The organism is Mesorhizobium sp. RCAM 06353, from assembly GCF_059683585.1.
The window spans coordinates 6,548,162-6,568,997 of record NZ_CM185031.1 but is presented as its reverse complement, the minus strand read 5'-3'; the positions used below and the strand labels follow the sequence as shown (position 1 = coordinate 6,568,997).

Here is a 20,836-nt window from a genome sequence, read left to right as displayed (position 1 = left end):
CTGGTTTGGCTCTAGCGATGGCCGTACTGGCTGACGAGCTCGGGGTCGCGGACGAGGCCATCGAGCCATGTCGTGTCAAGCTTCGGCACGGAGGAGAACAGAAGCTTGGAATAGGGGTGGGTAGGCGCCTGCAGCCTGTCGGGCGTGATCTGCTCCACCCGCTGCCCATTATACATGACCATGATCTCGTCGCAGATCGCTTCGACGACGGAGAGGTCGTGGCTGATGAAAATGTAGGAAAGGCCCAACTCGCGCTGCAACTCCTTGAGCAATTCGATCACGGCCGCGGCCACCACCGTGTCGAGCGCCGAGGTGATTTCGTCGCAGATGATCAGCTTGGGTCCGGCCGCCAGGGCGCGCGCGAAGTTCACGCGTTGCTTCTGACCGCCCGAGAGCTCCGACGGGCGGCGGTAGCGCAGCGTCCTCGGCAGGCGAACCATGTCGAGCAGTTCGTCGACGCGCTTCGAGCGCGCCTGCCTGTCGAGCCCGTGATAGAAGGCCAGCGGGCGGGAGATGATGTCCTCCACAGGCTTGGCCGGATTGAGCGCGGTATCGGCATATTGGAACACGATCTGCATCTCGCGCAGTTGGTCCTGGCTACGTTTCCTGGCGCTGCGTTCCAGCTCCCTGCCGTCGAAGACAATGTCGCCGGCCGCCGCCGGATGGATGCCGGCGATGACGCGCGCCAGCGTCGATTTTCCGCAGCCGGATTCGCCGATGACACCGAGATTGCGCCCCTTCTCGACGACCAGGCTGACGGAATCGACCGCGCGGATAAGCGGCAGTCCGTCACCCCGCACCGCGCCATAGCCGGCGGTCACATGGTCGATACGCAGCAGCTCCTTAGTCCCGGCATCCGCGTCCGCATGTGCTTGCCGCGGTTTCGGCTCGAAGGCAGCCAGCAGTTCGCGCGTATAGGGGTGCTGGGCAGCCGAAAGTATTTGAGCCGTGGTGCCGGTCTCCTGCACTTCGCCGCCCTTCAGCACCACGATGCGGTCGGCGATCTGGGCGACGACCGCGAGGTCGTGGGAAACGTAGACACCCGCTATCCCGCCGGCCCGCATGACCGATTTGAATGCCTTCAGCACGTCGATCTGCGTCGTCACGTCGAGTGCCGTCGTCGGCTCGTCGAAGATCATCAGCTTGGGATCGCCGATCAGCGCCATGGCCGCCGACAGCCGCTGCAATTGCCCGCCTGAAACCTGGTGCGGATAACGCGCGCCGATCCCTTCCGGGTCCGGCAGCGACAAGGCCCTGAACAGCTCGACCGCGCGCTTCCGCGCCTGCTCGGGCTGCATAAGCCCGTGGATGCGCGTGACCTCGATCGCCTGCTCCATGATGGTGGACGAGGGGTTGAAGGAGGCGGCGGCACTTTGCGGAACATAGGCAATGTCGGTGCCGCGCAATTTTGCGCGCTGCTTTTCGGACAATGCGGCCATGTTCTTGCCGTTGACATTGATCTCGCCGCCGGTGATCCGGCAGCCAGGCCGCGCATAGCCCATCAGCGACAGCGCAATCGTGGTCTTGCCCGAGCCGCTCTCGCCGATCAGGGCGACGATCTCGCCGTCGGCGATGTCGAGGCTGACACCCTTGATGATTTCGACGACGCGACCGGCGTCGGTGGTCGCCTCGATCCTCAGGTTCCTGACCTCGACGAGATTGGTCATGCGTCCCTGTCCCTGATCTTCTGCGGCAGGTTGTCGATCAGCAGGTTGACGCTGATGGTGAGGCTGGCGATCGCCAGCGACGGAATGATGACGGCGGGCGCCGCGAAGGGCAGGCCGCCAATGTTCTCGCGCACCAGCGCGCCCCAGTCGGCGAGCGGCGGCTGCAGGCCGAGGCCGAGGAAGGACAGGCCGGAGAGCAAGAGCACGATGAAGACGAAGCGCAGACCGAAATCGGCCAGCACCGGGCGCATGATATTGGGGAGGATTTCGGATCCGATGAGATAGGCGGTGCTTTCGCCGCGGACCCGAGCGACGGTCACGAAGTCCATGCTGTTGATGTTGACGGCGAGCGCCCGCGCGAAACGGTAGGCGCCGGGAATATAGATGACGGCGAGCGTCAGGATCAGCGCCGGGATCGACGAGCCGACCGCGGCGACGACCACAAGACCGAACAGCTTGCTGGGGATGGAATTCATGGCATCCAGGAAGCGGCTGAGGCAGCTGTCGAGCCAGCCGCCGGTGACGGCCGCGATCATCCCCAGCACCACGCCCGAGACGCAGGCGATGACGACGGCGGCGAGCGATATGCCGACGGTGTAGCGCGCGCCCATCAGCACCCGCGAGAGCATGTCGCGCCCCAGATAGTCCGAGCCGAGCCATAGGCCTTGACGCATCGGGCCGAAATAATCGTCGTCGACGATGTCGCCGATCGAATGGGGAGTGATATAGGGCGCGAAGATGGCGATCAGCGTCCACGCCAGGATGACCAGCGCGGCCACGACGCCCACGAGATTGTAACTGTGACCCAGCAAGGACCGTCGGGAAGCTGCCACGCGCGCCATCGTCACCTGAGCCTCGGGTTGGACATGATGGCGATGATGTCGGCGACGGTGATGAGCAAGAGATAGCCGAGGCAGAAGATCATCGCGCAGCTCTGGATCAGCGGCAGGTCGCGGGTAGCGACCGCATCGACCATCAGCTTGGCGATGCCGGGATAATTGAAGATCGTCTCGACGATGATAACGCCGCCGACCAGATAGGACAGCGACAGCGCAACCGCGTTGACGATCGGCCCGAGCGCATTGGGAAGTGCGTGCTTGAGCACCATGCGGCCGCGTGAGGCGCCTTTGAGAAGCGCCATCTCGACATAGGGCGTGGAGAGCGTTTCGATCACCGCGGCGCGGGTCATGCGGATCATCTGGGCGGAGATGACGAAGGTGAGCGTGAACACCGGCATGGCATAGATGCGCACGAGGTCGGTCAGCGTATGCGCCTCATTGACCGAGGACAGCGCCGGCAGCCATTTGAGATAAACAGCGAAAAGCAGGACCGCCAGCGTCGCGACCATGAATTCCGGCACCGAGATGACGCCGATCGCAAGAATGGTGACGGTGCGGTCGTAGAGGGAACCGCGCAGCATCGCGGCGGTGATGCCCAGCGTCAGCGCCAGGGGGACCGAGAGCAGCGTGGTGATGCCGGCGAGCTCCATGGTGTTGACGAAGCGTCCGCCGATCAGCGCCGCGACCGGCATCTCATTGGCATAGGAAGTGCCGAGATCGCCGTGGAGCAGGCCGAGAAGCCAGCGCAGGAAGCGCAGGATTGCCGGATCGTTGAGATGCATGGCCTCGCGCAGGCCGGCGACGGCTTCCGGGGTCGCCGCCTGGCCAAGCAGGATCGACGCGGTGTCGCCGGGCAGCATGCTGGTGGCGAAAAACACGGCGAACAGGACGATCAGAAGCGTGACGACCGCGATCGCCAGCCGCTTCAGCACGAGGTTTAGAACCCCAGACGTCATGGAAGCGCTCCTGCGGTTGCGTTCGGCCAAGCCATGTTGCGCAATAGGTGCCAGGGACCGGCTGTCCGGTCCCTGGCAGACGCCTCTCAGGCTTCGAGCCAGAGATATTCCGCCATTGCGTAGCCCATCATGCCACCGAGCGGGTTCGCCTCCAAACCCTTCACCTTGCTGGAGAGGGCATCCACGTTGGAAATGTAGGCCGGGATGATGGTGCCGGCCTCCTCGGAGATCATGGTCTGCATCTGGCCGTAGATTTCCTTGCGCTTGGCCTGGTCGAGCGAGCCGCGCGCCTCGATCATCATCTTGTCGAACTTCTCCGACTTGTACTGGCTTTCGTTCCAGGGCGCGTTGGAGGCGTAGAGGAGCGAGAACAGGATGTCCGGCGTCGGGCGTGGATTGATGTTGCCGAAATGGATCGGTGCCTTGAGCCAGTAATTGTCCCAATAGCCGTCGGACGGGACGCGCTGGACATCGAGCTTCATGCCGATGTCCGCGCCGGCGGCCTGGATGATCACCGCCATGTCGATCGACGAGGTCGCGGCGTCGGAAGCGATCACCGGGATGGACTGGCCGAGCAAGCCCGACTTCTGGAAGTGGAACTTGGCCTTGTCCGGGTCGAATGCCTTCGGCTTGAGGTCGGCATTGTGGAAGATGTTCGCCGGCGAGACGGGCTGGTCGTTGCCGACTTCGCCAAGGCCGCGCAATGCCGATTTGACGATCTGCTCGCGGTTGACGAGGTATTTCATGCCGGTCACGAAGTCGGCCTTGTTGCCGGGATCCATATCGAGCCGAATGTTGAGGTCGGTGTAGTTGCCCGACGTCGTCTTCGACAATTCGAAGCCCTGCTGGCCGCCGATAAGCTTCATCGCGCGCGGATTGATCGAGGCGGCGAAATTGATGTCGCCTGAAAGCAGGGCGTTCACGCGGGCGCTGTCATCGCTGATGGCGATGAATTCGAAGGAGTCCAGGTAGGGCTTGCCGGATTTCCAGTAGTTCTTGTTCTTGGTGACGACCGACCGCACGCCTGGTTCGAACGTCTGCAGGACGAAGGCACCCGTGCCGTTGCCCTTGGAGAAGTCCGTGGTGCCGTCCTGGACGATCATGAAGTGGTGCAGCGCCAGGATGGTCGGCAAGTCGGCATTCGGATCGGCGAGCGTGATTTCGACGGTCGATTTGTCGACCGCCTTGAAGCCGGTCATCTGCGCGGCGATCTTGGCGACCTTGGAACCGACCGCCGGATCGAGATGGCGCTTCATCGAGAAGACGACGTCGTCGGCGGTGAGGTCCTTGCCGTCGTGGAAGGTGACGCCCTTGCGCAGCTTCACAGTCCAGGTCTTGGCGTCCTTGCTGTCGAAGCTTTCGGCCAACTCCATCTGCGTGACGCCATCCTTATCGAGGAAAGTCAGGCGGTTGTAGAGCGAGCAGCAGCGGACATAGTCGGTCGAGAGCGACGCCTTTGCCGGGTCAAGCGTGTCGGCGGTCGAGGACGACCAGCCGGCGGCCTTGAAGCTGCCGCCGGAGACCGGCGTGGCGGCGACGGCATTGGTCGCGCGGCCGAGCACCATGCTGCCCGCGGCGACCGCGGCGCCGCCGGCCAACAGCATCTTGAGGAGTTCGCGGCGGCTCGCGCCCCGCCGGATGGCATTCTCGACCATGGTATCGTCTGCGCTGGTCCAGTTCGTGATCTTGTCGGTCATAATCATTCCCCTTTCTGTTTGTTTTCCGGGTTGCTCGTCTTGACGCGGCTTTCCGGGCTTGGGCTCAGGTTCGTTCCTTCAGGCTTTCCCGCGCGGCCGACGCCAACGCGGCCATTGAGGTGAAGTGGTGGTCCGGCACGGTGAAGCGCTCGGGTTCGATCGTGCCGCCATAACCCTTCTGGGCATGCCGGCGCTCGATCCAGCAGTTGGTCAAGCCAAGCGCCCGGGATATGCCGATATCGTGGTACTGGCTTTGCGCGACGTGCAGGATGTCGTCCTTGCTGTCGCCTCTTGAGGCGACGAAATCGAAGACCTTCTGGAAGAACGCCGGATCTGGTTTCTCCGTGCCTGTATCGTCGGCCGTGAAGGTGGCGAAGAAGGGCGATCCGAGCTGCTTCTCGAAATGATCGAGCGCCCAGCGCCTTGCATTGGTCATGGCGATCAGCCTGTGCGATTTCGCAAGCTCGGCCAATGCCGCCGCGCTGTCCGGGAAGCCTTGCCAGAGGCTGGCCGAATCCCGCAGGCGGACGCCGTATTTTTCGTCAGCCGGCAGGCCGAGCCGTGGCGCGATGACCATGTAGACACGCACGAGATCGTCGGGAAACAGGCTGGCATCGGGCATGTAGCGGGCCTGCCGGTAAAGGCTCAGCGCTTCCTCACCATCGAGCGAAACGCCGGCCTCGGCGGCCATTCCCGCCAGGCAGGTCGTTATCCCGCCTTCGAAGTCGATCAGCGTGCCGACGACATCGAAGGTCATGTATTTGAATTCGCTAAAGCCCCTGGCCAAGACTGGGTCTCCTCTGCGTACGGCCGAATTGCATGTGTTGAACAGAACAAAATTCCGTGCTGTCCGGGGCGTCGGCCTTTTTCGAAGGCCCGGATATCTGGGCTTTCTGGCCTTGTCTTAACTGCAGTCTGGCACTTCCCCCGCGCTGGATTCGCCGAAAAGGCGCGAGGGGGCGGCACAAAATTGCGAAATCGTCTGCCCCGGCGCTATTTCGAAACACACGGTATTCGTCCGCTGTCATGCCAGGGCCTGGCGGATATCGGGATCGTCCAGTGTCTGGTCGAGCGTCCGGCGCGTGCGCTCGATGATCGCGTCGATGTCGGCGTCGGTGCAGCAGAGCGGCGGTGCATAGCCGATCACCCCATGCGCAAAGGCACGGATGATGAGGCCGTTGTCCCAGGCCCTGTCGAAGACGCGCCGCGCCGGCATGGCTGACGCCGGAAGCGGTGTTTTCTTCCGTTTGTCGACCACCAGTTCGATCGCGGCAAGCATGCCGCGGCCGCGCACGTCGCCGACGAGCGGGTGGTCCCTCAGGCCCTCCAGGCCCGCCATCAGCCGAGCGCCGGCCTTGATGCCGTTCTCCAGCAGGCCGTCTTCGTAGAGCTTCAACACCTCGAGCGCGACGGCGGCGCTGACGGGATGGGCGGAATAGGTATAGCCATGGCCGACCGCCGAGGCGCCCGCACCGTCGGCGATGACGTCGTAGACGTGATCGGCCATGAACACGGCGCCCATGGGAACATAGCCCGAGGTCAGCCCCTTCGCCGTCGTCATGAAATCGGGAACGATGTCCTCATCGGTACAGGCGAACAAGGGTCCCGTGCGGCCGAAACCGGTGATCACCTCGTCGGCGATGAACAGGATGCCGTACTCCCGGCAGAGTTCGCGCATCGCCTTGATCCAGCCTTTTGGTGGAACGATGACACCGCCCGAGCCCTGGATCGGCTCGGCATAGAAGGCAGCGACCCGCTCCGGCCCGATCTCCTCGATCTTGCCCTTCAGCGCGGCGAGCGATGCGGCGATGATCGCGTTGCCGTCCGCGCCGACCGGGTTGCGATAGGGATAGGGGGAGGGGATCTTGTGCTGCCATTCAAAGGGAATACCGAAACCGGCGTGGAAGGCGGGCAGCGCGGTCAGGCCCGCGCCGACCACCGACGATCCATGATAGCCCTGTTCGATGGAAATGAACTGGTCGCGTTGCGGCTCGCCTTTGGCATTCCAGTAGTAGCGGACGAAACGGATCGTACTGTCGACCGCGTCTGACCCGCCAAGGGTGAAAAAGACGTGATTGAGGTCGCCCGGCGCGCGCTCGGCCAGCTCCGAAGCGAGCCGGATGGCCGGCTCCGAACCGAGGTCGAAATAGGCGGTGGCATAGGGAAGCTCTCGCATCTGCCGGGCCGCCGCCTCGACGATGCTGTCATGGCCATAGCCGGCATTGACGCACCACAGCCCGGCGAAACCGTCGAGAAGTTGCCGGCCGGACGCATCGGTCACGGTCGCCCCCTTCGCCGATTTCAATACGCGCACGCCTTGCGCCTCATGACCACGGTATGAGGAGACCGGATGGATGAGATGAGCGCGGTCGAGTTCGACCAGGGAATTGGCGAGCATTGTTGTTCTCCGACTAGCCCAGCGCCTGGTTGGCGAGGGCGTAAACTTTCGGTCTGGCCTGTTCGGCGCCCGTCTTAGGGGGACGGTCCATGGCCACGCCGCCGCCGACATGGGCGAGACCGATTTCTTCGAGCCAGCCGGCCATGCCGGTCCCGCTGCCGGTATCCACGCGCAGGAAGGCACCGGGACGCGAGGCGGCAAAGAAGCCGATCAGGGCCTTCGCCTCTTCGGCGCTTCCCGCGATGACCGGACCGATCACCTCGCCGCGTCCGAACGGGCGGATCGCGGCATAGGCCTCGATGGCGCCGTTGCGGCGGATGACGGCGAATTGGCCGCGCTCCGCCAGCGCATCGATCAGGGCTTCGCGGTCGGCGCCATAGGCATCGCGGTCCAGCGCCTTGATTTCCGGGAGATCGGCGGCGCCTGCGGCTTCCACGCCGCCGGGCGCACCAAGCTTGGCAACGCTGCCCTGATGTTGCCGGATCGTACCGGACGGCACGAAGCCGAGCTTTTGATAGAGAGGCATGCCGTCCGCTGTCGCCACGAGCCGCAACGGACGGTCGCCGGCAAGGGCGAAGGCTTGATCCATCAGCCGGCGCCCAAGCCCCTTGCCGCGCGCATTCCTGTCGACGATCACCATGTTGATCATGGCGCAATCCATACCGTAGGGCGTGACCAGGATGGTTCCGGTGACGCGGCCCTGGTCGTCGAGCGCGACCGCACCGGTCGAGAGCTGCAGCGCCATCTGCCAGTCCTGCGGCCGATGTGGCCAATTCTCCTGGCGAGAAAGCACCACGGCGCCCTCAATATGGTCCGGCCCGAAGGCCTGGAGTTCGATCTCGCCCTGCTGCATGAGGCATCCTTCCGTCTAATGCCCAAGTCTCGGCCATCGGCGCGCCGCAGATCATCTGAAGGCATTGGCTTCGGCGGTATCTTTCGCCGTAGCGCAAGCGGTGCGCCGCATCTTGTGCTGGCGCTGTCCGCGGCGGATGCGTTTCACGCCGATCGCGGCGCCGGGATCGGCACGCCGGATGCTACAGCGTGCCAAACCGGATGGCGGATACGGAACTTTCTGCTTTCGCGAGGGCGATTTCGGTCAGGTGGGCCGCTGCCTGCCGTCTTATGATGAAATGCATCCCAGCACGGACGTGCTTCCACCGGAGATCGACGGACATGGCTTCCTTCAGGCCCAAATACATCACCTTCGACTGCTACGGCACGTTGACCTTTTTCCAGATGGCGGAAGCGGCGCGCGATCTCTATGGCAGCCGGCTCGATGAGCCGCGCATGCAGGAGTTCATCAAGAATTTCGCGGCGTATCGGCTCGACGAGATCATGGGCGACTGGAAGCCCTATGCCGAGGTCGTCCACAACGCGCTCGAGCGCGCATGCAATCGCAACGGCGTCGCCTTCAGCGCCGACGACGCCAAAATGGTCTATGAGCGCGTCCCGACCTGGGGGCCGCACGCCGACGTTCCGGCCGGCCTGGCGAAGGTTGCCAAGGAAATTCCGCTGGTCATCCTGTCCAACGCCATGAACGCGCAGATCATGTCCAATGTCGAAAAGCTCGGTGCGCCGTTCCATGCCGTCTACACGGCTGAGCAGGCGCAGGCTTACAAGCCACGCTTCAAGGCCTTCGAATACATGTTCGACAGCTTGGGTTGCGGCCCGGAGGATGTTCTTCATTGCTCGTCTTCGTTCCGCTACGACCTGATGTCGGCGCACGATCTCGGCATCAAGAACAAGGTATGGGTCAATCGCGGTCACGAACCGGCCAACCCGTATTATGGCTATGTCGAAATATCGGACATTTCGGGTCTTCCAGGCGTCGTTGGGCTCTGAAACAGGCGGATTGCCGATGAAGTTCGTCTCCTACTGGCACGACACCGCCCCTGTCTTTTCCGGCGGGGCGCAGGGCCCGGTCGAGGGGCACTACGATGCCGCCATCATAGGCGGCGGCTTCACCGGTCTCGCCGCCGCGCGCCAACTGGCGAAGGCCGGCGCTAAGGTGGTGGTGCTGGAGGCGCAACGCGTGGGCTGGGGCGCATCCGGCCGCAATGGCGGACACCTCAACAACGGCCTCGCCCACAGCTACCTGTCCGCCAAGGCGGAGCTCGGCAAGGACCGCGCAATCGCGCTCTACCGGGCTCTGGACGACTCCGTCGATACCATCGAGGCGCTGGTCGCGGAGGAAGGCATCGACTGCAACTTCCGCCGCGCCGGCAAGCTGAAGCTCGCCTCCAAGCCGCAGCATTTCGATGCGATCGCCCGCAACTTCGAAGCCCTCAATGCCGAGGTGGATCCGGACACGGCGCTGCTGTCGGCGGCGGATCTCAAATCCGAGATCGGCTCGCCCTTCCATGGCGCGATGCTGTCGAAGAAGAGCGCCATGATGCATATGGGCGGCTATGTGGCGGGTCTCGCCACTGCAGCCGCTCGCCATGGCGCCGTCATTCACGAGAACGCGGCGGTGACGGACCGCAAGCAGGCCGGCGGCAGGCATGAGCTGACCACTTCGCGCGGCCGGATCAGCGCCGACAATGTGCTGGTGGCGACCGGCGCCTACACCACGCCGAATTTCAATTATTTCCGCCGCAGGATCATCTCCGTCGGCAGCTTCATCATCGCCACACGCCCGCTAAGCGACGCCGAGATCACTGGCACCATGCCGGGCAACCGGACATGCGTGACCTCGATGAACATCGGCAACTACTTCCGGCTGTCGCCGGATAATCGGCTGATCTTCGGCGGCCGCGCGCGCTTTTCGGCGACATCGGACCAGCGCTCCGACGCCAGGAGCGGAGAGATCTTGCGGGCAGGCCTCGCGGCGATCTTCCCTCAACTCGCCAAGGTCGAGATCGATTATTGCTGGGGCGGGCTGGTCGACATGACCAAGGATCGCTTTCCGCGGGCCGGTTACCATGACGGTGTCTGGTTCGCGATGGGCTATTCCGGCCACGGCGCCCAGCTTTCCACCCATCTCGGCATGATCCTGGCCGATGCCATGCTCGGCCGCGAAGATCGCAATCCGCTGAAGGGGCTCGAATGGCCTGCTATTCCCGGCTATTCCGGCAAGCCCTGGTTCCTGCCGATGGTCGGCCTCTACTACAAGGCGCTCGACCGGGTGAGGTAGGCAGTAGGCAGTAGGCAGTAGGCAGTAGGCAGTAGGCAGTAGGGCGGTGTCTCCCAATTCCCTACTGCCAATTACCTACTGCCTATTCCCATGTGGAACGTTTTCATCTCGAGATATTCCTCGATGCCGGCCTGCGCGCCTTCTCGCCCGAGGCCGGACTGCTTGACGCCGCCGAAGGGGGCGACCTCGATCGAGACCGAGCCGGTGTTCAAGCCCACCATGCCGAACTCCAGCGCCTCGCCGACGCGCCAGGCGCGTTTCAAATTCTCGGTGTAGAAGTAGGAGGCAAGCCCGTAGGGCGTGCCGTTGGCCAGAGCGATCGCTTCCTCTTCCGTCTCGAACCGGAAAAGTGGCGCAACCGGGCCGAACGTTTCCTCACCGGCAAGCTGCATCTCTTTCGTGGCGCCGGTCAGGACCAGCGGCGCGACATATTGAGGGCCCTCCGGCAGCACCGGCTTCTCGGTGATGATCGCAGCGCCCTTGGCGAGCGCGTCCTCGACATGGCGGTTGATCTTCTCGACCGCCGCCATGTTGATCATCGGCCCGATGGCGACGCCTGGCTGCGTGCCAGGCCCCACCGTCATGGCGTTGACGCGTGCGCTGAGCTTCGCGGCGAAGCTTTCGTAGACTCCGGCCTGGACGAGAATGCGGTTGGCGCAGACGCAGGTCTGGCCGCCATTACGGAACTTGGAGACCAGCGCACCCTCGATCGCTAGGTCGAGATCGGCGTCGTCGAAGACGATGAAGGGCGCGTTGCCGCCGAGTTCGAGGCTCAAGCGCTTCACGCTGTCGGCCGCGCCGCGCATCAGCAGCGAACCGACCCGCGTCGAGCCGGTGAAGGAGATCTTGCGAACTGTCTCGTTCGCCATGATCTCGTTGCCGATCTCGGTCGGCATACCGGTGACGATGTTGATGACGCCGGCGGGAATGCCGGCGCGTTCGGCCAGCACGCCGAGCGCCAGCGCCGAATAGGGGGTGAACTCGGACGGCTTGATCACCACCGTGCAGCCGGCGGCAAGCGCCGGCGCGACCTTGCGGGTGATCATCGCATTGGGGAAATTCCACGGCGTGATGATGCCGCATACCCCGACCGGTTCTTTCAGCACGATGATGCGGCGGTCAGACGTGGGCGAGGGGATGGTGTGGCCATTGATGCGGCGCGCCTCCTCCGCGAACCATTTGACGAAGGATGCTCCGTAGCGGATCTCGCCTTTGGCCTCGTCCAGCGGCTTGCCCTGCTCGGTCGTCAGGATCAGCGCCAGATCGTCCAGATGCGCCAGCATCAGGCCATGCCAGGCCTCCAGCAGGGCAGCGCGCTCGGCATTGGTCTTCTTCTTCCAAGCCGCATAGGCGGACGCCGCGGCCTCTATGGCCGCACGGGTCTCCAGACCGGCCGTGTCGGGCACGGTGCCGATCGCCATCTGGGTTGCCGGATCGATGACATCGACCGTCCTGCCGCAGCCGGCATCGACCCATTTGCCGCCGATCAGGCCGGCTTCGCGGAAGAGAGTTCTGTCTTTCAGGTTCTTCATTGGAAACGACCTTGCAATCAGGTGAGCGCCGCGACGACGGCGGCGGTGATGGCCTCCGTGCGGTCCTTGCCGGCGATGGTGCCTATGCCTCTGGCGGTGGCGGCTTCGACCGCCTGCATAACGCGGTCAGCCGCAGCCTTTTCGCCGAGATGTTCGAGCATCATGGCGCCGGACCAGATGGTGGCGATTGGATTGGCGATGCCGAGATGGGCGATGTCGGGCGCCGAGCCGTGCACCGGTTCGAACATCGACGGCGCCGAGCGGTCGGGATTGATGTTGGCGGAGGCGGCGTAGCCGAGCCCGCCCTGGATGGCCGCGCCGATGTCGGTGAGGATATCGCCGAACAGGTTGGAGGCGACGACCACGTCGAGGCTCCCCGGCGCCATGATCATGCGGGCGGCGAGCGCATCGACATGATAGCTGGTGACTTCGATATCAGGATAATCCGCGGCCAGCTTTCGCGTGATCTCGTCCCAGAACACCATCGAATATTTCTGCGCATTGGACTTCGTAACGGAGGTCAGCTTGCCGCGCCGTGTCCGCGCCTGCTCGAAGCCGAAGCGCAGGATGCGCTCGACGCCGGCGCGGGTGAAGATCGAGGTCTCAACCGCGACCTCGTCCAGCGTGCCTTGATGCACGCGCCCGCCGGCGCCCGAATATTCGCCTTCGGTGTTCTCGCGGATGCATAATATGTCGAAGCGCTCTGCACGCAGCGGGCCCGTCACGCCTGGCAGCAGGCGATGCGGCCGGATGTTGGCGTATTGCACGAATGCCTTGCGGATCGGCAGCAGCAGGCCGTGCAGTGAAACGGAATCCGGCACCTCCGCCGGCCAGCCGACCGCGCCGAGAAGGATGGCGTCGAAGCCGCGCAAGCTCTCGATGCCGTCCTGCGGCATCATGCGGCCAGTCTCCTTGTAGAATTTGCAGGACCAGGGGAACTCGGTTGCGGTCAAGACAAAGCCCGCCTGTTTGGCTGCGGCCTCCAGCACCGTCCAGGCGGCGGCGGTCACGTCGCTGCCGATGCCGTCACCGGGGATCAGTGCGATCGAATAGGATTTCATCGGCATCTCTCTAGAGGCTGATCAGGACGCTCTTTGTCCTGCGGTTGGCGAGATAGGCCTCGCGGCCGAGATCCTTGCCGATACCGGAGCGCTTGTAGCCGCCGGTCGGCAGGATATGGTCGCGCGAGCGGCTGTAGCGGTTGACCCAGACGGTGCCCGCCTCGAGCTTGCGTGCGAAACGGATGGTGCGGGACAGATCTGAGGTGAACAGGCCGGACGCCAGCCCGTAGGTCGGATGGGTGGACAGCGCCAGCGCCTCTTCCTCGGTCTCGAAGGTCTGGATGGTCAGGACCGGGCCGAAGATTTCCTCGACGATCGCCGGATTGGCCTGGTCGACATCGGCGATCAGCGTCGGCTGGTAGAAGTAGCCGGGGCTGTCCATGACGGCGCCGCCGGTCAGGCACTCGCCGCCGGCCTCGATCGCGGCCCGCACGATGCTGTCGACACGCGCCCGCTGCCGCTCCGAGATAACAGGCGAATACTGCGTCGCCTCGTCCCAGGTCGGGCCGGGCAGCACCGCCTGCATCTTCTCCAGGATGGCGGCCGTCAGCCTGTCGGCCACGCTGTTCTCGACGATCAGGCGCGTGCCGGCCACGCAGGCCTGGCCGGCATTGAAGGTGACGCTGCCGGCGATGGCCGTCGCCGCCTTGTCCAGATCGGCATCAGCAAAGACGATCTGCGGGCTCTTGCCGCCGAGTTCCAGCGTCATCGGCTTGACGCCGGTGCGGGCGACATTCTCCATGATCGCCGAACCAGCGCGGGTCGAGCCGGTGAAGCTGACCTTGGCGATATCGGGATGGCCGGTCAGCGCCGTGCCGGTCGTCGGACCGTCGCCCAGCACGACGTTTATGAGCCCGGCCGGCAGGCCTGCTTTGACAGCGAGTTGCGCCATATAGACTGCCGAAAAGGGCGTCATTTCCGATGGCTTCAGCACGACCGCATTGCCCGCAGCCAGCGCCGGACCAAGCTTCCATCCAGCCATCGAGATCGGAAAATTCCAGGGCGTGATTGCGCCGACCACGCCATAGGGCTCGCTCATGATCATGCCGAGAGTGGCGTCGTCGGTCGGCACGAGCTCGCTGCCTTCCTTGTCGGCGAACTCGGCGAAGAAGCGGATCTGCTCGGCGGTGATGGCGATGTCGCCGGCGATGAGCTGGCCGACGGGCCGGGTCGAGCTCAGCGCCTCGATCCGCGCCAGCGTTTCGGCCTCCGCCTCGATCAGGTCGGCCCAGGCCTGGAGTGCCCTGGTGCGCTCGCGTGGCCGGATGCCGCCCCAATTGCTGGACTTCAGCGCCGCCTTGGCGCTTTCCACCGCACGGTCGACCATATCGACGCCGGCCACGGGGCAGGCGGTGTAGGCTTTGCCGTCCGATGGGCGGTGCATCTCGATCGCACCCTCGGCCGCGATCAGCTCGCCGCCAATGAAATGGCCGACGGGAAGGGAGACGGTATCGGGGTCGAAGCTCAGGCCCATGGCACCCACTCTGGACTGTTCTGCAGGAGCCTAGCGCGGGCTCTGGCGCAGCATGCACCGTTCGACGATCGGTCGCGGATGATTGTTGTGTGCCGGCGATGACAGACGGCAAAATCTGTTGCGGAGGCCGGCGCCTCCGCGCTCCCGTCACCCTACGGTTACGTAGATCTTGCGGACCGTTTCGATGGTCTTCCAAATCCCGGTGAAGCCAGGTTTCATCACGAAGCTGTCGCCGGCGCGGTAGGTCACCGGTTTGCCGCCGTCCGGCGTGATTTCGATCACGCCGGAGAGGATGTGGCAGAACTCGAAAGTCTCGCCCTTGATCGAGCGCGTTTCCCCAGGCGTCGCCTCCCAGACGCCGGTATGGACGAGGTCGCCCTTGGCGACATCCTGCGCCCAGGTCTTGAAGGCGGGGTTGCCGGAAATCAGCCGTTCGGGCAGCGCCCCGGATTCGCGCGGCTGGAAGGCAGGGCTGGTATCGACGGTCTTGAGCAGGGACAAGGGATGGCCTTTCATGTTGGACTTCAATAGCCGCGCGACCGGTCGACGAGCCCGATGGGGTCGAGACCGGTGCGGTAACGCCGGATGTTTTCGACGACGGCCCGCGCAGCGCCGGCGGGCTGGGTGACGCTGGCGACATGCGGGGTCAGGATGACCTTCGGATGCGACCAGAACGGATGGCCCGCCGGCAGGGGTTCGGGATCGGTCACGTCGATCATCGCCGCCGAAAGGTGGCCGCTGTCGAGCGCGGCGACAAGCGCTTCATGATCGAGCTGCGGCCCCCGGCCGGTGTGGACGAGCGCCGCCCCTTCAGGCAGTTGCGCAAACAGGCCGGCATCGAGGAAACCGCGCGTCTCCTCCGTCAGCGGCAGCAGGCAGATCAATATGTCGCTGACGGCGAGCATCTCCTTCAGTCCGAGCTCGCCATGATGACAGGTCACGCCCTCGATCCGCCGCGGCGAGCGGCTCCATCCGGCGAGCGGGAAGCCGAAGGGCTTCAGGCGGTCGAGGACGGCTTGGCCGAGTTGCCCGAGGCCGAGCACGCCGATCCGGCGCGATCCGGCCTGGAGCTGCGCGATATCAGCCCATTCGCCGGCGCGCTGCTGTGTCAGATATCGAGGCAGGTTACGGTGGAGCGCGAGCACGGCAAGCGTCACATATTCCTGCATCATGCGCACGATGCCGTCCTCGATCATGCGCACGACCTTCACGTTCGCAGGCACCGCATCGAGGTGAAACTGATCGACGCCGGCGCCGATGGAAAACAGGATTTCCAGGTTGCCGTAGCGGGCAAGGTTATTCGGCACGGTCCAGCTGATCAGATAACGCACGGCGTCGGGATCGACCGTTGCGGCATCCATCGTGAAGAGGACGTCCGGCAGTTCTCTCGCGAAGGCATCGGCGAAGATCGCCCCGCGGCGCGCATCGGAATTGAACAGGAATGTCATTCCGGTTTCCTCACGTCGCGCAGCGGGCGCCCAGCGTCTCGATCATTCGCTGGCAGGCGGCGAGTTCGCTGGTGACAATGTACTCATCCGGCTTGTGGGCGCGGTCGATGTCGCCGGGTCCGCAGATGATCGCATCGAGCCCCACGGCCTGGTAAAGCCCGGCCTCCGTGCCGTAGCTGACGGCGGCAAGCGGCGCTTCGCCGGTCAAGGTATGCAGCAGTCCCGCAAGTGGTGCGTCTGGCGGCAGCGACATCGCCGGATAGGCGCTCATCGGGCTCCACTCGACGCGAAAGCCATCGGCCGCGAGCGCCTCTGCGCGTGCCCTCACAGGTGCCAGCAGGCTCGCCGGGTCGACGCCAGGTATGGCGCGCGCCTCCAGGTCCAGACTGCAGGTGCCGGGAATGATGTTGACCTGATGTCCGCCCGCCATGACGCCGGCCTGCAGCGAGGAGTAGGGCGGCTCGAAGGCCGGATCGAACGGACCGTGCGTCAGCCGTTCGGCCTCGTTGACGGCCGCGCTCAGCGCAGCGGCCATGGCATGGATGGCGTTGAGGCCGAGATCGGGCCGCGAGGAATGGCCGGAGCGTCCGTTGATGATCACGCGGGCGGCCGCCTTGCCCTTATGGCCGCGCACAGCACGCATGCCGCTCGGCTCGCCGACGATGACGCCGAGCGGCCTCGCGCAAAGTTCGGGAAGGCGGGCGATCAGATGCGGCACGCCCCGGCATCCCACTTCCTCGTCATAGGAGAAGGCGAGGTGGATTGGCCTGGCAAGGCGCAGCCGCGCCAACGCAGGCACGGCAGCGAGCACCGCGGCAAGAAACCCCTTCATGTCCGTGGTGCCACGTCCGTAGAGCCGTTCGCCGTCGCGGCGCAGCGCGAAAGGGTTCGAACTCCATTGCGGTTCGCTGGCGGGAACAACGTCCATATGGCCGGACAGGATGTAGCCTGGGACGTTGGCGGGGCCGATCGTCGCGAAAAGATTGGAACGATCGCCTTCCGGTCCTGGAAGCACGGTGACCCGTGTTCCGTGTTCCTCGAGATAGGCCTCGATCCAGCTGGCGATATCGCCATTCGGCCTGCCAGCGACCGACGGAAAGGCGACGAGACGATCGAGGATGTCGAAGACGTCCATTCCAGCCCTCAAAACGTTCGGGTTCGCCGGGATCCGTGCCGTCGACCATATGCTGCTAGATTTCCGGAGAGAGTGTGTGCATTCTTTCGCGATTGCATGCCGAAAGCTGAAATGTTTCAGTTGAATCTTGCGTTGCTGCGCGGCTTTCGAGCTAATCGTACCGGTCCGCTCGTTTAGCGTTGGTGGGCAAAGGGTGGCCATCAGTGTGTCGCGCCCGGTACGACAATCTTTTAGGGGCATGGACTTGAAGCCGTCCGGAAGCTTGAAAATCGACACTTTCTCGATGCGGATCGGCGACATCGAAGGCGTCGAACTGGACCGCTTGCACGCGCACTCGCTCGCCGTGGGATGGCCGCATCGCGCCGAGGACTGGCAATTCCTGCGTGAATCGGGAGAGGGGTTCGTGGCGCTCGACGAGATCGGCCGGGTTCTCGGTTCGGCCATGTGGTTCGCGCATGGCGCCGATTTCGCCACCGTGGGGATGGTCATCACCTCGCCGCGACTGCAGACGCTGGGGGCGGGGCAATGGCTGATGAAGCGGGTCTTCGAGAAGGTCGCCGGGCGCGATCTGCGCCTCAATGCAACGCGCGCGGCGAGGCGGCTCTATCTGTCGCTCGACTTCCAGCCGGAGAAGACCGTTTATCAATGCCAGGGCATCGCCCGCTTGCAGACGACGGGGAGGCCGGCAAATGTTCGAGGCGATGTGCGGATTTTGGACGCAAGCGATATTCCTGCAGTGATCGCGCTCGACGCGGCCGGTTTTGGCGTGAGGCGGACGGCGCTCATCGAAAGGCTTTTCGCGCACTCGGCCGGCTGTGGGCTGTTCAAGGGGGATACGCTGACCGCTTTCGCGCTCTGCCGGCCGTTCGGGCGGGGCCATGTCGTGGGGCCGGTCGTAGCGGAAAGCGACGCCGACGCCGTGGCGATAGTGCGGCCGCACGTGGCCGACCATTCGGGGTCTTTCCTGCGTATCGACACCCACATGGACAATGGCGAGTTCGCCGCCTTTCTGTCGCACAGCGGAATGCCGGTTTTCGACACGGTGCTGACCATGTCGCTGGGCAAACGCCTTTCCGATTTTGCCGTCGGCACCGCAGTTGCACCGATGACTTACGCACTCGCCAGTCAGACTCTCGGATAGTTGATTCCAGGACCCGAGCCACCGCGGCAGAGGGCTCCGGTTTTTTCCAGCGCCATTTTGGCGACCTTGGCCTCAGATCCGAGCTTGGCTACAGTTGGCAGTATGTTGAATGCTATTCACCACGTCGCGCTCATCTGCACCGACTACGCCCGGTCGCGACGGTTCTACGTCGAACTCCTCGGCCTCGATCTGATCCGAGAGGTCTATCGGGAGGAGCGGCAGTCATGGAAGGCGGATCTGCGGATCGGATCCGTCCAACTGGAATTGTTCTCCTTCCCCGCACCAGTGATGCGGCCCTCCCATCCTGAGGCGACAGGCTTGAGACATCTGGCATTTGCCGTGGCGGATCTTGATCCGGTAGTAGCGCGGCTGGAAGCCGCCAACGTTACCGTTGAGCCAATCCGGATCGACCCCTATACGGATCAACGGTTTACATTTTTTAGAGATCCGGATGACTTGCCGCTGGAACTGTACGAAGTCCCTATAAGCAACGGGTCGCTTTCGTGACGACGTCATCGACGCGGGAATGGGGGTGACGCGGCCATCCGTTGCACGGCACTTTGTACCGAATGCAGCGCTTGCCGATGCATACGCGCGGCGCTATCGCCTGTACGGTGAGATCAACCAGGCGATGACCCCGATGTGGGAGCGCATCGCCGGACAGCAGGCACGCACGTGACCGAAGTTTCACCATCTCCGTTCGGCGACTACGACTATGTCATCGTTGGTGGGGGTTCGGCCGGCTGCGTGCTCGCCAACCGGCTCTCCGCGGATCCGCGCAACAAGGTGCTGCTGCTCGAGGCTGGCGGCAGCGACCGCTATCACTGGGTCGATATCCCGATTGGCTACCTCTTCTGCATGGGCAACCCGCGCACCGACTGGATGATGAAGACCGAGCCGGAAGCTGGTCTCGCCGGACGCAGCCTCAACTATCCGCGCGGCAAGGTGCTTGGCGGCTGTTCGTCGATCAACGGCATGATTTACATGCGTGGCCAGGCAGCCGACTATGAGGGCTGGCGGCAGGCCGGCAATGTCGGCTGGGGCTGGGACGATGTGCTGCCGTATTTCCGCAAGTCGGAAGACTATCATGGCGCCAAGAGCGCCATGCACGGCACCGGCGGCGAATGGCGGGTCGAACGGCAGCGTCTGTCCTGGCCAATCCTCGACGCATTCCGGGACGCCGCCGAGGAACTCGGCATTCCCCGCACCGATGATTTCAACACCGGCACCAATGAAGGTTCGGGCTATTTCGAGGTCAACCAGCGGCGGGGCGTGCGCTGGAACACATCGAAGGCGTTTTTGCGCGGCATTGCGGCGCGCAAGAACCTGCGCGTGATGACCGGAGCTGAGACGGAACGGCTCGAATTCGACGGCCGGCGTGTCACGGGACTCGTCTTCCGCCAAGGCCACCGCTTGCACAGGGTCAGCGCCGGACAGACGATCCTCGCAGCCGGTGCCATCAATTCGCCGAAGCTGCTCGAACTGTCGGGGGTAGGGCGTCCAGATCTGCTTTCGGACATTGGCGTGGATGTTCGTCATGCCTTGCCGGGCGTCGGCGAAAACCTGCAGGATCATTTGCAGCTCCGCACTGTCTTCAAGGTCGCCAATGCCGCGACGCTCAACCAGCGCTATCACAATCTGATCAGCCGCGCGTCGATGGGTGTGGAATACGCGCTCAAACGCAGCGGGCCGCTGTCGATGGCCCCGAGCCAGCTAGGCATTTTTGCCAGGAGCGATTCTCGTCTCGCGACACCTGACCTGGAATACCATGTGCAGCCGCTGAGCACGGACCGGCTTGGCGAGCCGCTGCATAGCTTTCCGGCGGTCACTGTGTCGGTCTGCAATCTGCGCCCGGAAAGCCGCGGTACAGTGCATATGGGATCGTCCGATCCGCGCGAGGCGCCGAAGATCCGGCCGAACTATCTCTCCACCGAGGGAGACCGCGGCGTCGCCGTCGCGTCGCTGCGCCATGTCCGTAGCCTGATGAAGGCACGGGCCGTGGCACGCTTTGCGCCCGAAGAGATGCTGCCCGGCACGCAATATGAGAGCGACGAAGATCTCATCCGCAAGGCCGGCGATATCGGTACGACGATCTTCCATCCCGTCGGCACCTGCAAGATGGGCTCGGACTCGATGGCAGTGGTCGACGACCGGCTGCGTGTTCACGGGCTTGCCGGACTGCGCGTGGTCGATGCCTCGATCATGCCGACAATCGTCTCGGGCAACACCAACTCTCCGGTCGTCATGATCGCGGAGAAAGCAGCGGAGATGATCCTGCTGGATCCGCGCCAATAATGTTGTTGCGATATGCGGCGCTGTGCCTCGAAACCGGACAGCCACGCCGGGGCGGTTCGA

The 20,836-nt window shown here is 64.1% G+C and carries 18 protein-coding genes; 5 read left to right on the top strand and 13 right to left on the bottom strand.

Going from position 1 to position 20,836, the window contains the following annotated elements; translation table 11 throughout:
- Positions 1-11: 11 nt before the first annotated feature.
- The 7 genes from AC56QX_RS31770 to AC56QX_RS31740 all read right to left on the bottom strand — a co-directional run bounded on the left by AC56QX_RS31770 (position 12) and on the right by AC56QX_RS31740 (position 8,410).
- On the bottom strand, positions 12-1,667 hold the full coding sequence (locus AC56QX_RS31770) for an ABC transporter ATP-binding protein (RefSeq protein WP_497112497.1): 1,656 nt from the start codon (positions 1,665-1,667) through the stop codon (positions 12-14).
- Positions 1,664-2,509: an ABC transporter permease gene (locus AC56QX_RS31765; RefSeq protein ID WP_497117997.1), complete on the bottom strand. Its 846-nt coding sequence runs from the start codon at positions 2,507-2,509 to the stop codon at positions 1,664-1,666. The genes AC56QX_RS31770 and AC56QX_RS31765 overlap by 4 nt, the downstream gene beginning before the upstream one ends.
- A 2-nt stretch (positions 2,510-2,511) precedes the next feature.
- Complete coding sequence (locus AC56QX_RS31760) at positions 2,512-3,462, bottom strand: ABC transporter permease (RefSeq protein ID WP_497112496.1); 951 nt, start codon at positions 3,460-3,462, stop codon at positions 2,512-2,514.
- A gap of 86 nt (positions 3,463-3,548) precedes the next feature.
- Entirely contained in the window at positions 3,549-5,159 is a 1,611-nt protein-coding gene (locus AC56QX_RS31755; RefSeq protein WP_497112495.1) for an ABC transporter substrate-binding protein, read from the bottom strand.
- Between the two features lie 64 nt (positions 5,160-5,223).
- Entirely contained in the window at positions 5,224-5,916 is a 693-nt protein-coding gene (locus AC56QX_RS31750; RefSeq protein WP_497117995.1) for an HAD-IA family hydrolase, read from the bottom strand.
- Positions 5,917-6,183: 267 nt separating this feature from the next.
- Positions 6,184-7,557, bottom strand: coding sequence for an aspartate aminotransferase family protein (locus AC56QX_RS31745; RefSeq protein ID WP_497112494.1), 1,374 nt, complete (start codon positions 7,555-7,557; stop codon positions 6,184-6,186).
- A gap of 13 nt (positions 7,558-7,570) precedes the next feature.
- Complete coding sequence (locus AC56QX_RS31740) at positions 7,571-8,410, bottom strand: GNAT family N-acetyltransferase (protein ID WP_497112493.1); 840 nt, start codon at positions 8,408-8,410, stop codon at positions 7,571-7,573.
- Positions 8,411-8,730: 320 nt separating this feature from the next.
- Between AC56QX_RS31740 and AC56QX_RS31735 the strand changes: the two genes are divergently transcribed.
- Both AC56QX_RS31735 and AC56QX_RS31730 read left to right on the top strand, forming a co-directional pair.
- Positions 8,731-9,399: a haloacid dehalogenase type II gene (locus AC56QX_RS31735; protein WP_497112492.1), complete on the top strand. Its 669-nt coding sequence runs from the start codon at positions 8,731-8,733 to the stop codon at positions 9,397-9,399.
- Positions 9,400-9,415: 16 nt separating this feature from the next.
- Positions 9,416-10,690 (top strand): NAD(P)/FAD-dependent oxidoreductase, encoded by a 1,275-nt coding sequence (locus AC56QX_RS31730; protein ID WP_497112491.1) that lies wholly within the window; start codon positions 9,416-9,418, stop codon positions 10,688-10,690.
- A gap of 71 nt (positions 10,691-10,761) precedes the next feature.
- On the opposite strand, the gene AC56QX_RS31725 is transcribed toward AC56QX_RS31730, so the two are convergent.
- The 6 genes from AC56QX_RS31725 to argE form a co-directional block, all read right to left on the bottom strand.
- Positions 10,762-12,222, bottom strand: coding sequence for an NAD-dependent succinate-semialdehyde dehydrogenase (locus AC56QX_RS31725; protein WP_497112490.1), 1,461 nt, complete (start codon positions 12,220-12,222; stop codon positions 10,762-10,764).
- 17 nt (positions 12,223-12,239) lie between these two features.
- A complete protein-coding gene (locus tag AC56QX_RS31720; RefSeq protein ID WP_497112489.1) occupies positions 12,240-13,283 on the bottom strand; it encodes a tartrate dehydrogenase in 1,044 nt (347 codons plus the stop codon).
- Between the two features lie 10 nt (positions 13,284-13,293).
- A complete protein-coding gene (locus AC56QX_RS31715; protein ID WP_497112488.1) occupies positions 13,294-14,757 on the bottom strand; it encodes an aldehyde dehydrogenase family protein in 1,464 nt (487 codons plus the stop codon).
- Positions 14,758-14,904: 147 nt separating this feature from the next.
- The gene (locus tag AC56QX_RS31710; protein ID WP_497117993.1) at positions 14,905-15,258 is read right to left on the bottom strand and encodes a cupin domain-containing protein; all 354 of its coding nucleotides are present in this window, start codon (positions 15,256-15,258) and stop codon (positions 14,905-14,907) included.
- Positions 15,259-15,281: 23 nt separating this feature from the next.
- Complete coding sequence (locus AC56QX_RS31705) at positions 15,282-16,205, bottom strand: 2-hydroxyacid dehydrogenase (protein ID WP_497112487.1); 924 nt, start codon at positions 16,203-16,205, stop codon at positions 15,282-15,284.
- Positions 16,206-16,215: 10 nt separating this feature from the next.
- Positions 16,216-17,340, bottom strand: a complete 1,125-nt coding sequence (argE, locus tag AC56QX_RS31700; RefSeq protein WP_497112486.1) for an acetylornithine deacetylase — start codon at positions 17,338-17,340, stop codon at positions 16,216-16,218.
- Positions 17,341-17,578: 238 nt separating this feature from the next.
- On the opposite strand from argE, the gene AC56QX_RS31695 reads away from it, so the two are divergent.
- The 3 genes from AC56QX_RS31695 (at position 17,579) to AC56QX_RS31685 (ending at position 20,776) form a co-directional block, all read left to right on the top strand.
- Positions 17,579-18,481 (top strand): GNAT family N-acetyltransferase, encoded by a 903-nt coding sequence (locus AC56QX_RS31695; protein WP_497112485.1) that lies wholly within the window; start codon positions 17,579-17,581, stop codon positions 18,479-18,481.
- 102 nt (positions 18,482-18,583) lie between these two features.
- Positions 18,584-18,988, top strand: a complete 405-nt coding sequence (gene gloA2 / locus AC56QX_RS31690; RefSeq protein ID WP_497112484.1) for an SMU1112c/YaeR family gloxylase I-like metalloprotein — start codon at positions 18,584-18,586, stop codon at positions 18,986-18,988.
- Positions 18,989-19,156: 168 nt separating this feature from the next.
- Positions 19,157-20,776, top strand: coding sequence for a GMC family oxidoreductase (locus tag AC56QX_RS31685; RefSeq protein WP_497112483.1), 1,620 nt, complete (start codon positions 19,157-19,159; stop codon positions 20,774-20,776).
- The last annotated feature ends 60 nt before the right edge of the window (positions 20,777-20,836 follow it).

Excerpts from the sequence above, each read along its gene's own strand:
- AC56QX_RS31770 (WP_497112497.1), bottom strand. The coding sequence starts at position 1,667 with ATGACCAATCTCGTCGAGGTCAGGAACCTGAGGATCGAGGCGACCACC.
- AC56QX_RS31765 (WP_497117997.1), bottom strand. The coding sequence starts at position 2,509 with ATGGCGCGCGTGGCAGCTTCCCGACGGTCCTTGCTGGGTCACAGTTAC.
- AC56QX_RS31760 (WP_497112496.1), bottom strand. The coding sequence starts at position 3,462 with ATGACGTCTGGGGTTCTAAACCTCGTGCTGAAGCGGCTGGCGATCGCG.
- AC56QX_RS31755 (WP_497112495.1), bottom strand. The coding sequence starts at position 5,159 with ATGACCGACAAGATCACGAACTGGACCAGCGCAGACGATACCATGGTC.
- AC56QX_RS31750 (WP_497117995.1), bottom strand. The coding sequence starts at position 5,916 with ATGACCTTCGATGTCGTCGGCACGCTGATCGACTTCGAAGGCGGGATA.
- AC56QX_RS31745 (WP_497112494.1), bottom strand. The coding sequence starts at position 7,557 with ATGCTCGCCAATTCCCTGGTCGAACTCGACCGCGCTCATCTCATCCAT.
- AC56QX_RS31740 (WP_497112493.1), bottom strand. The coding sequence starts at position 8,410 with ATGCAGCAGGGCGAGATCGAACTCCAGGCCTTCGGGCCGGACCATATT.
- AC56QX_RS31735 (WP_497112492.1), top strand. The coding sequence starts at position 8,731 with ATGGCTTCCTTCAGGCCCAAATACATCACCTTCGACTGCTACGGCACG.
- AC56QX_RS31730 (WP_497112491.1), top strand. The coding sequence starts at position 9,416 with ATGAAGTTCGTCTCCTACTGGCACGACACCGCCCCTGTCTTTTCCGGC.
- AC56QX_RS31725 (WP_497112490.1), bottom strand. The coding sequence starts at position 12,222 with ATGAAGAACCTGAAAGACAGAACTCTCTTCCGCGAAGCCGGCCTGATC.
- AC56QX_RS31720 (WP_497112489.1), bottom strand. The coding sequence starts at position 13,283 with ATGAAATCCTATTCGATCGCACTGATCCCCGGTGACGGCATCGGCAGC.
- AC56QX_RS31715 (WP_497112488.1), bottom strand. The coding sequence starts at position 14,757 with ATGGGCCTGAGCTTCGACCCCGATACCGTCTCCCTTCCCGTCGGCCAT.
- AC56QX_RS31705 (WP_497112487.1), bottom strand. The coding sequence starts at position 16,205 with ATGACATTCCTGTTCAATTCCGATGCGCGCCGCGGGGCGATCTTCGCC.
- argE (WP_497112486.1), bottom strand. The coding sequence starts at position 17,340 with ATGGACGTCTTCGACATCCTCGATCGTCTCGTCGCCTTTCCGTCGGTC.
- AC56QX_RS31695 (WP_497112485.1), top strand. The coding sequence starts at position 17,579 with ATGGACTTGAAGCCGTCCGGAAGCTTGAAAATCGACACTTTCTCGATG.
- gloA2 (WP_497112484.1), top strand. The coding sequence starts at position 18,584 with ATGTTGAATGCTATTCACCACGTCGCGCTCATCTGCACCGACTACGCC.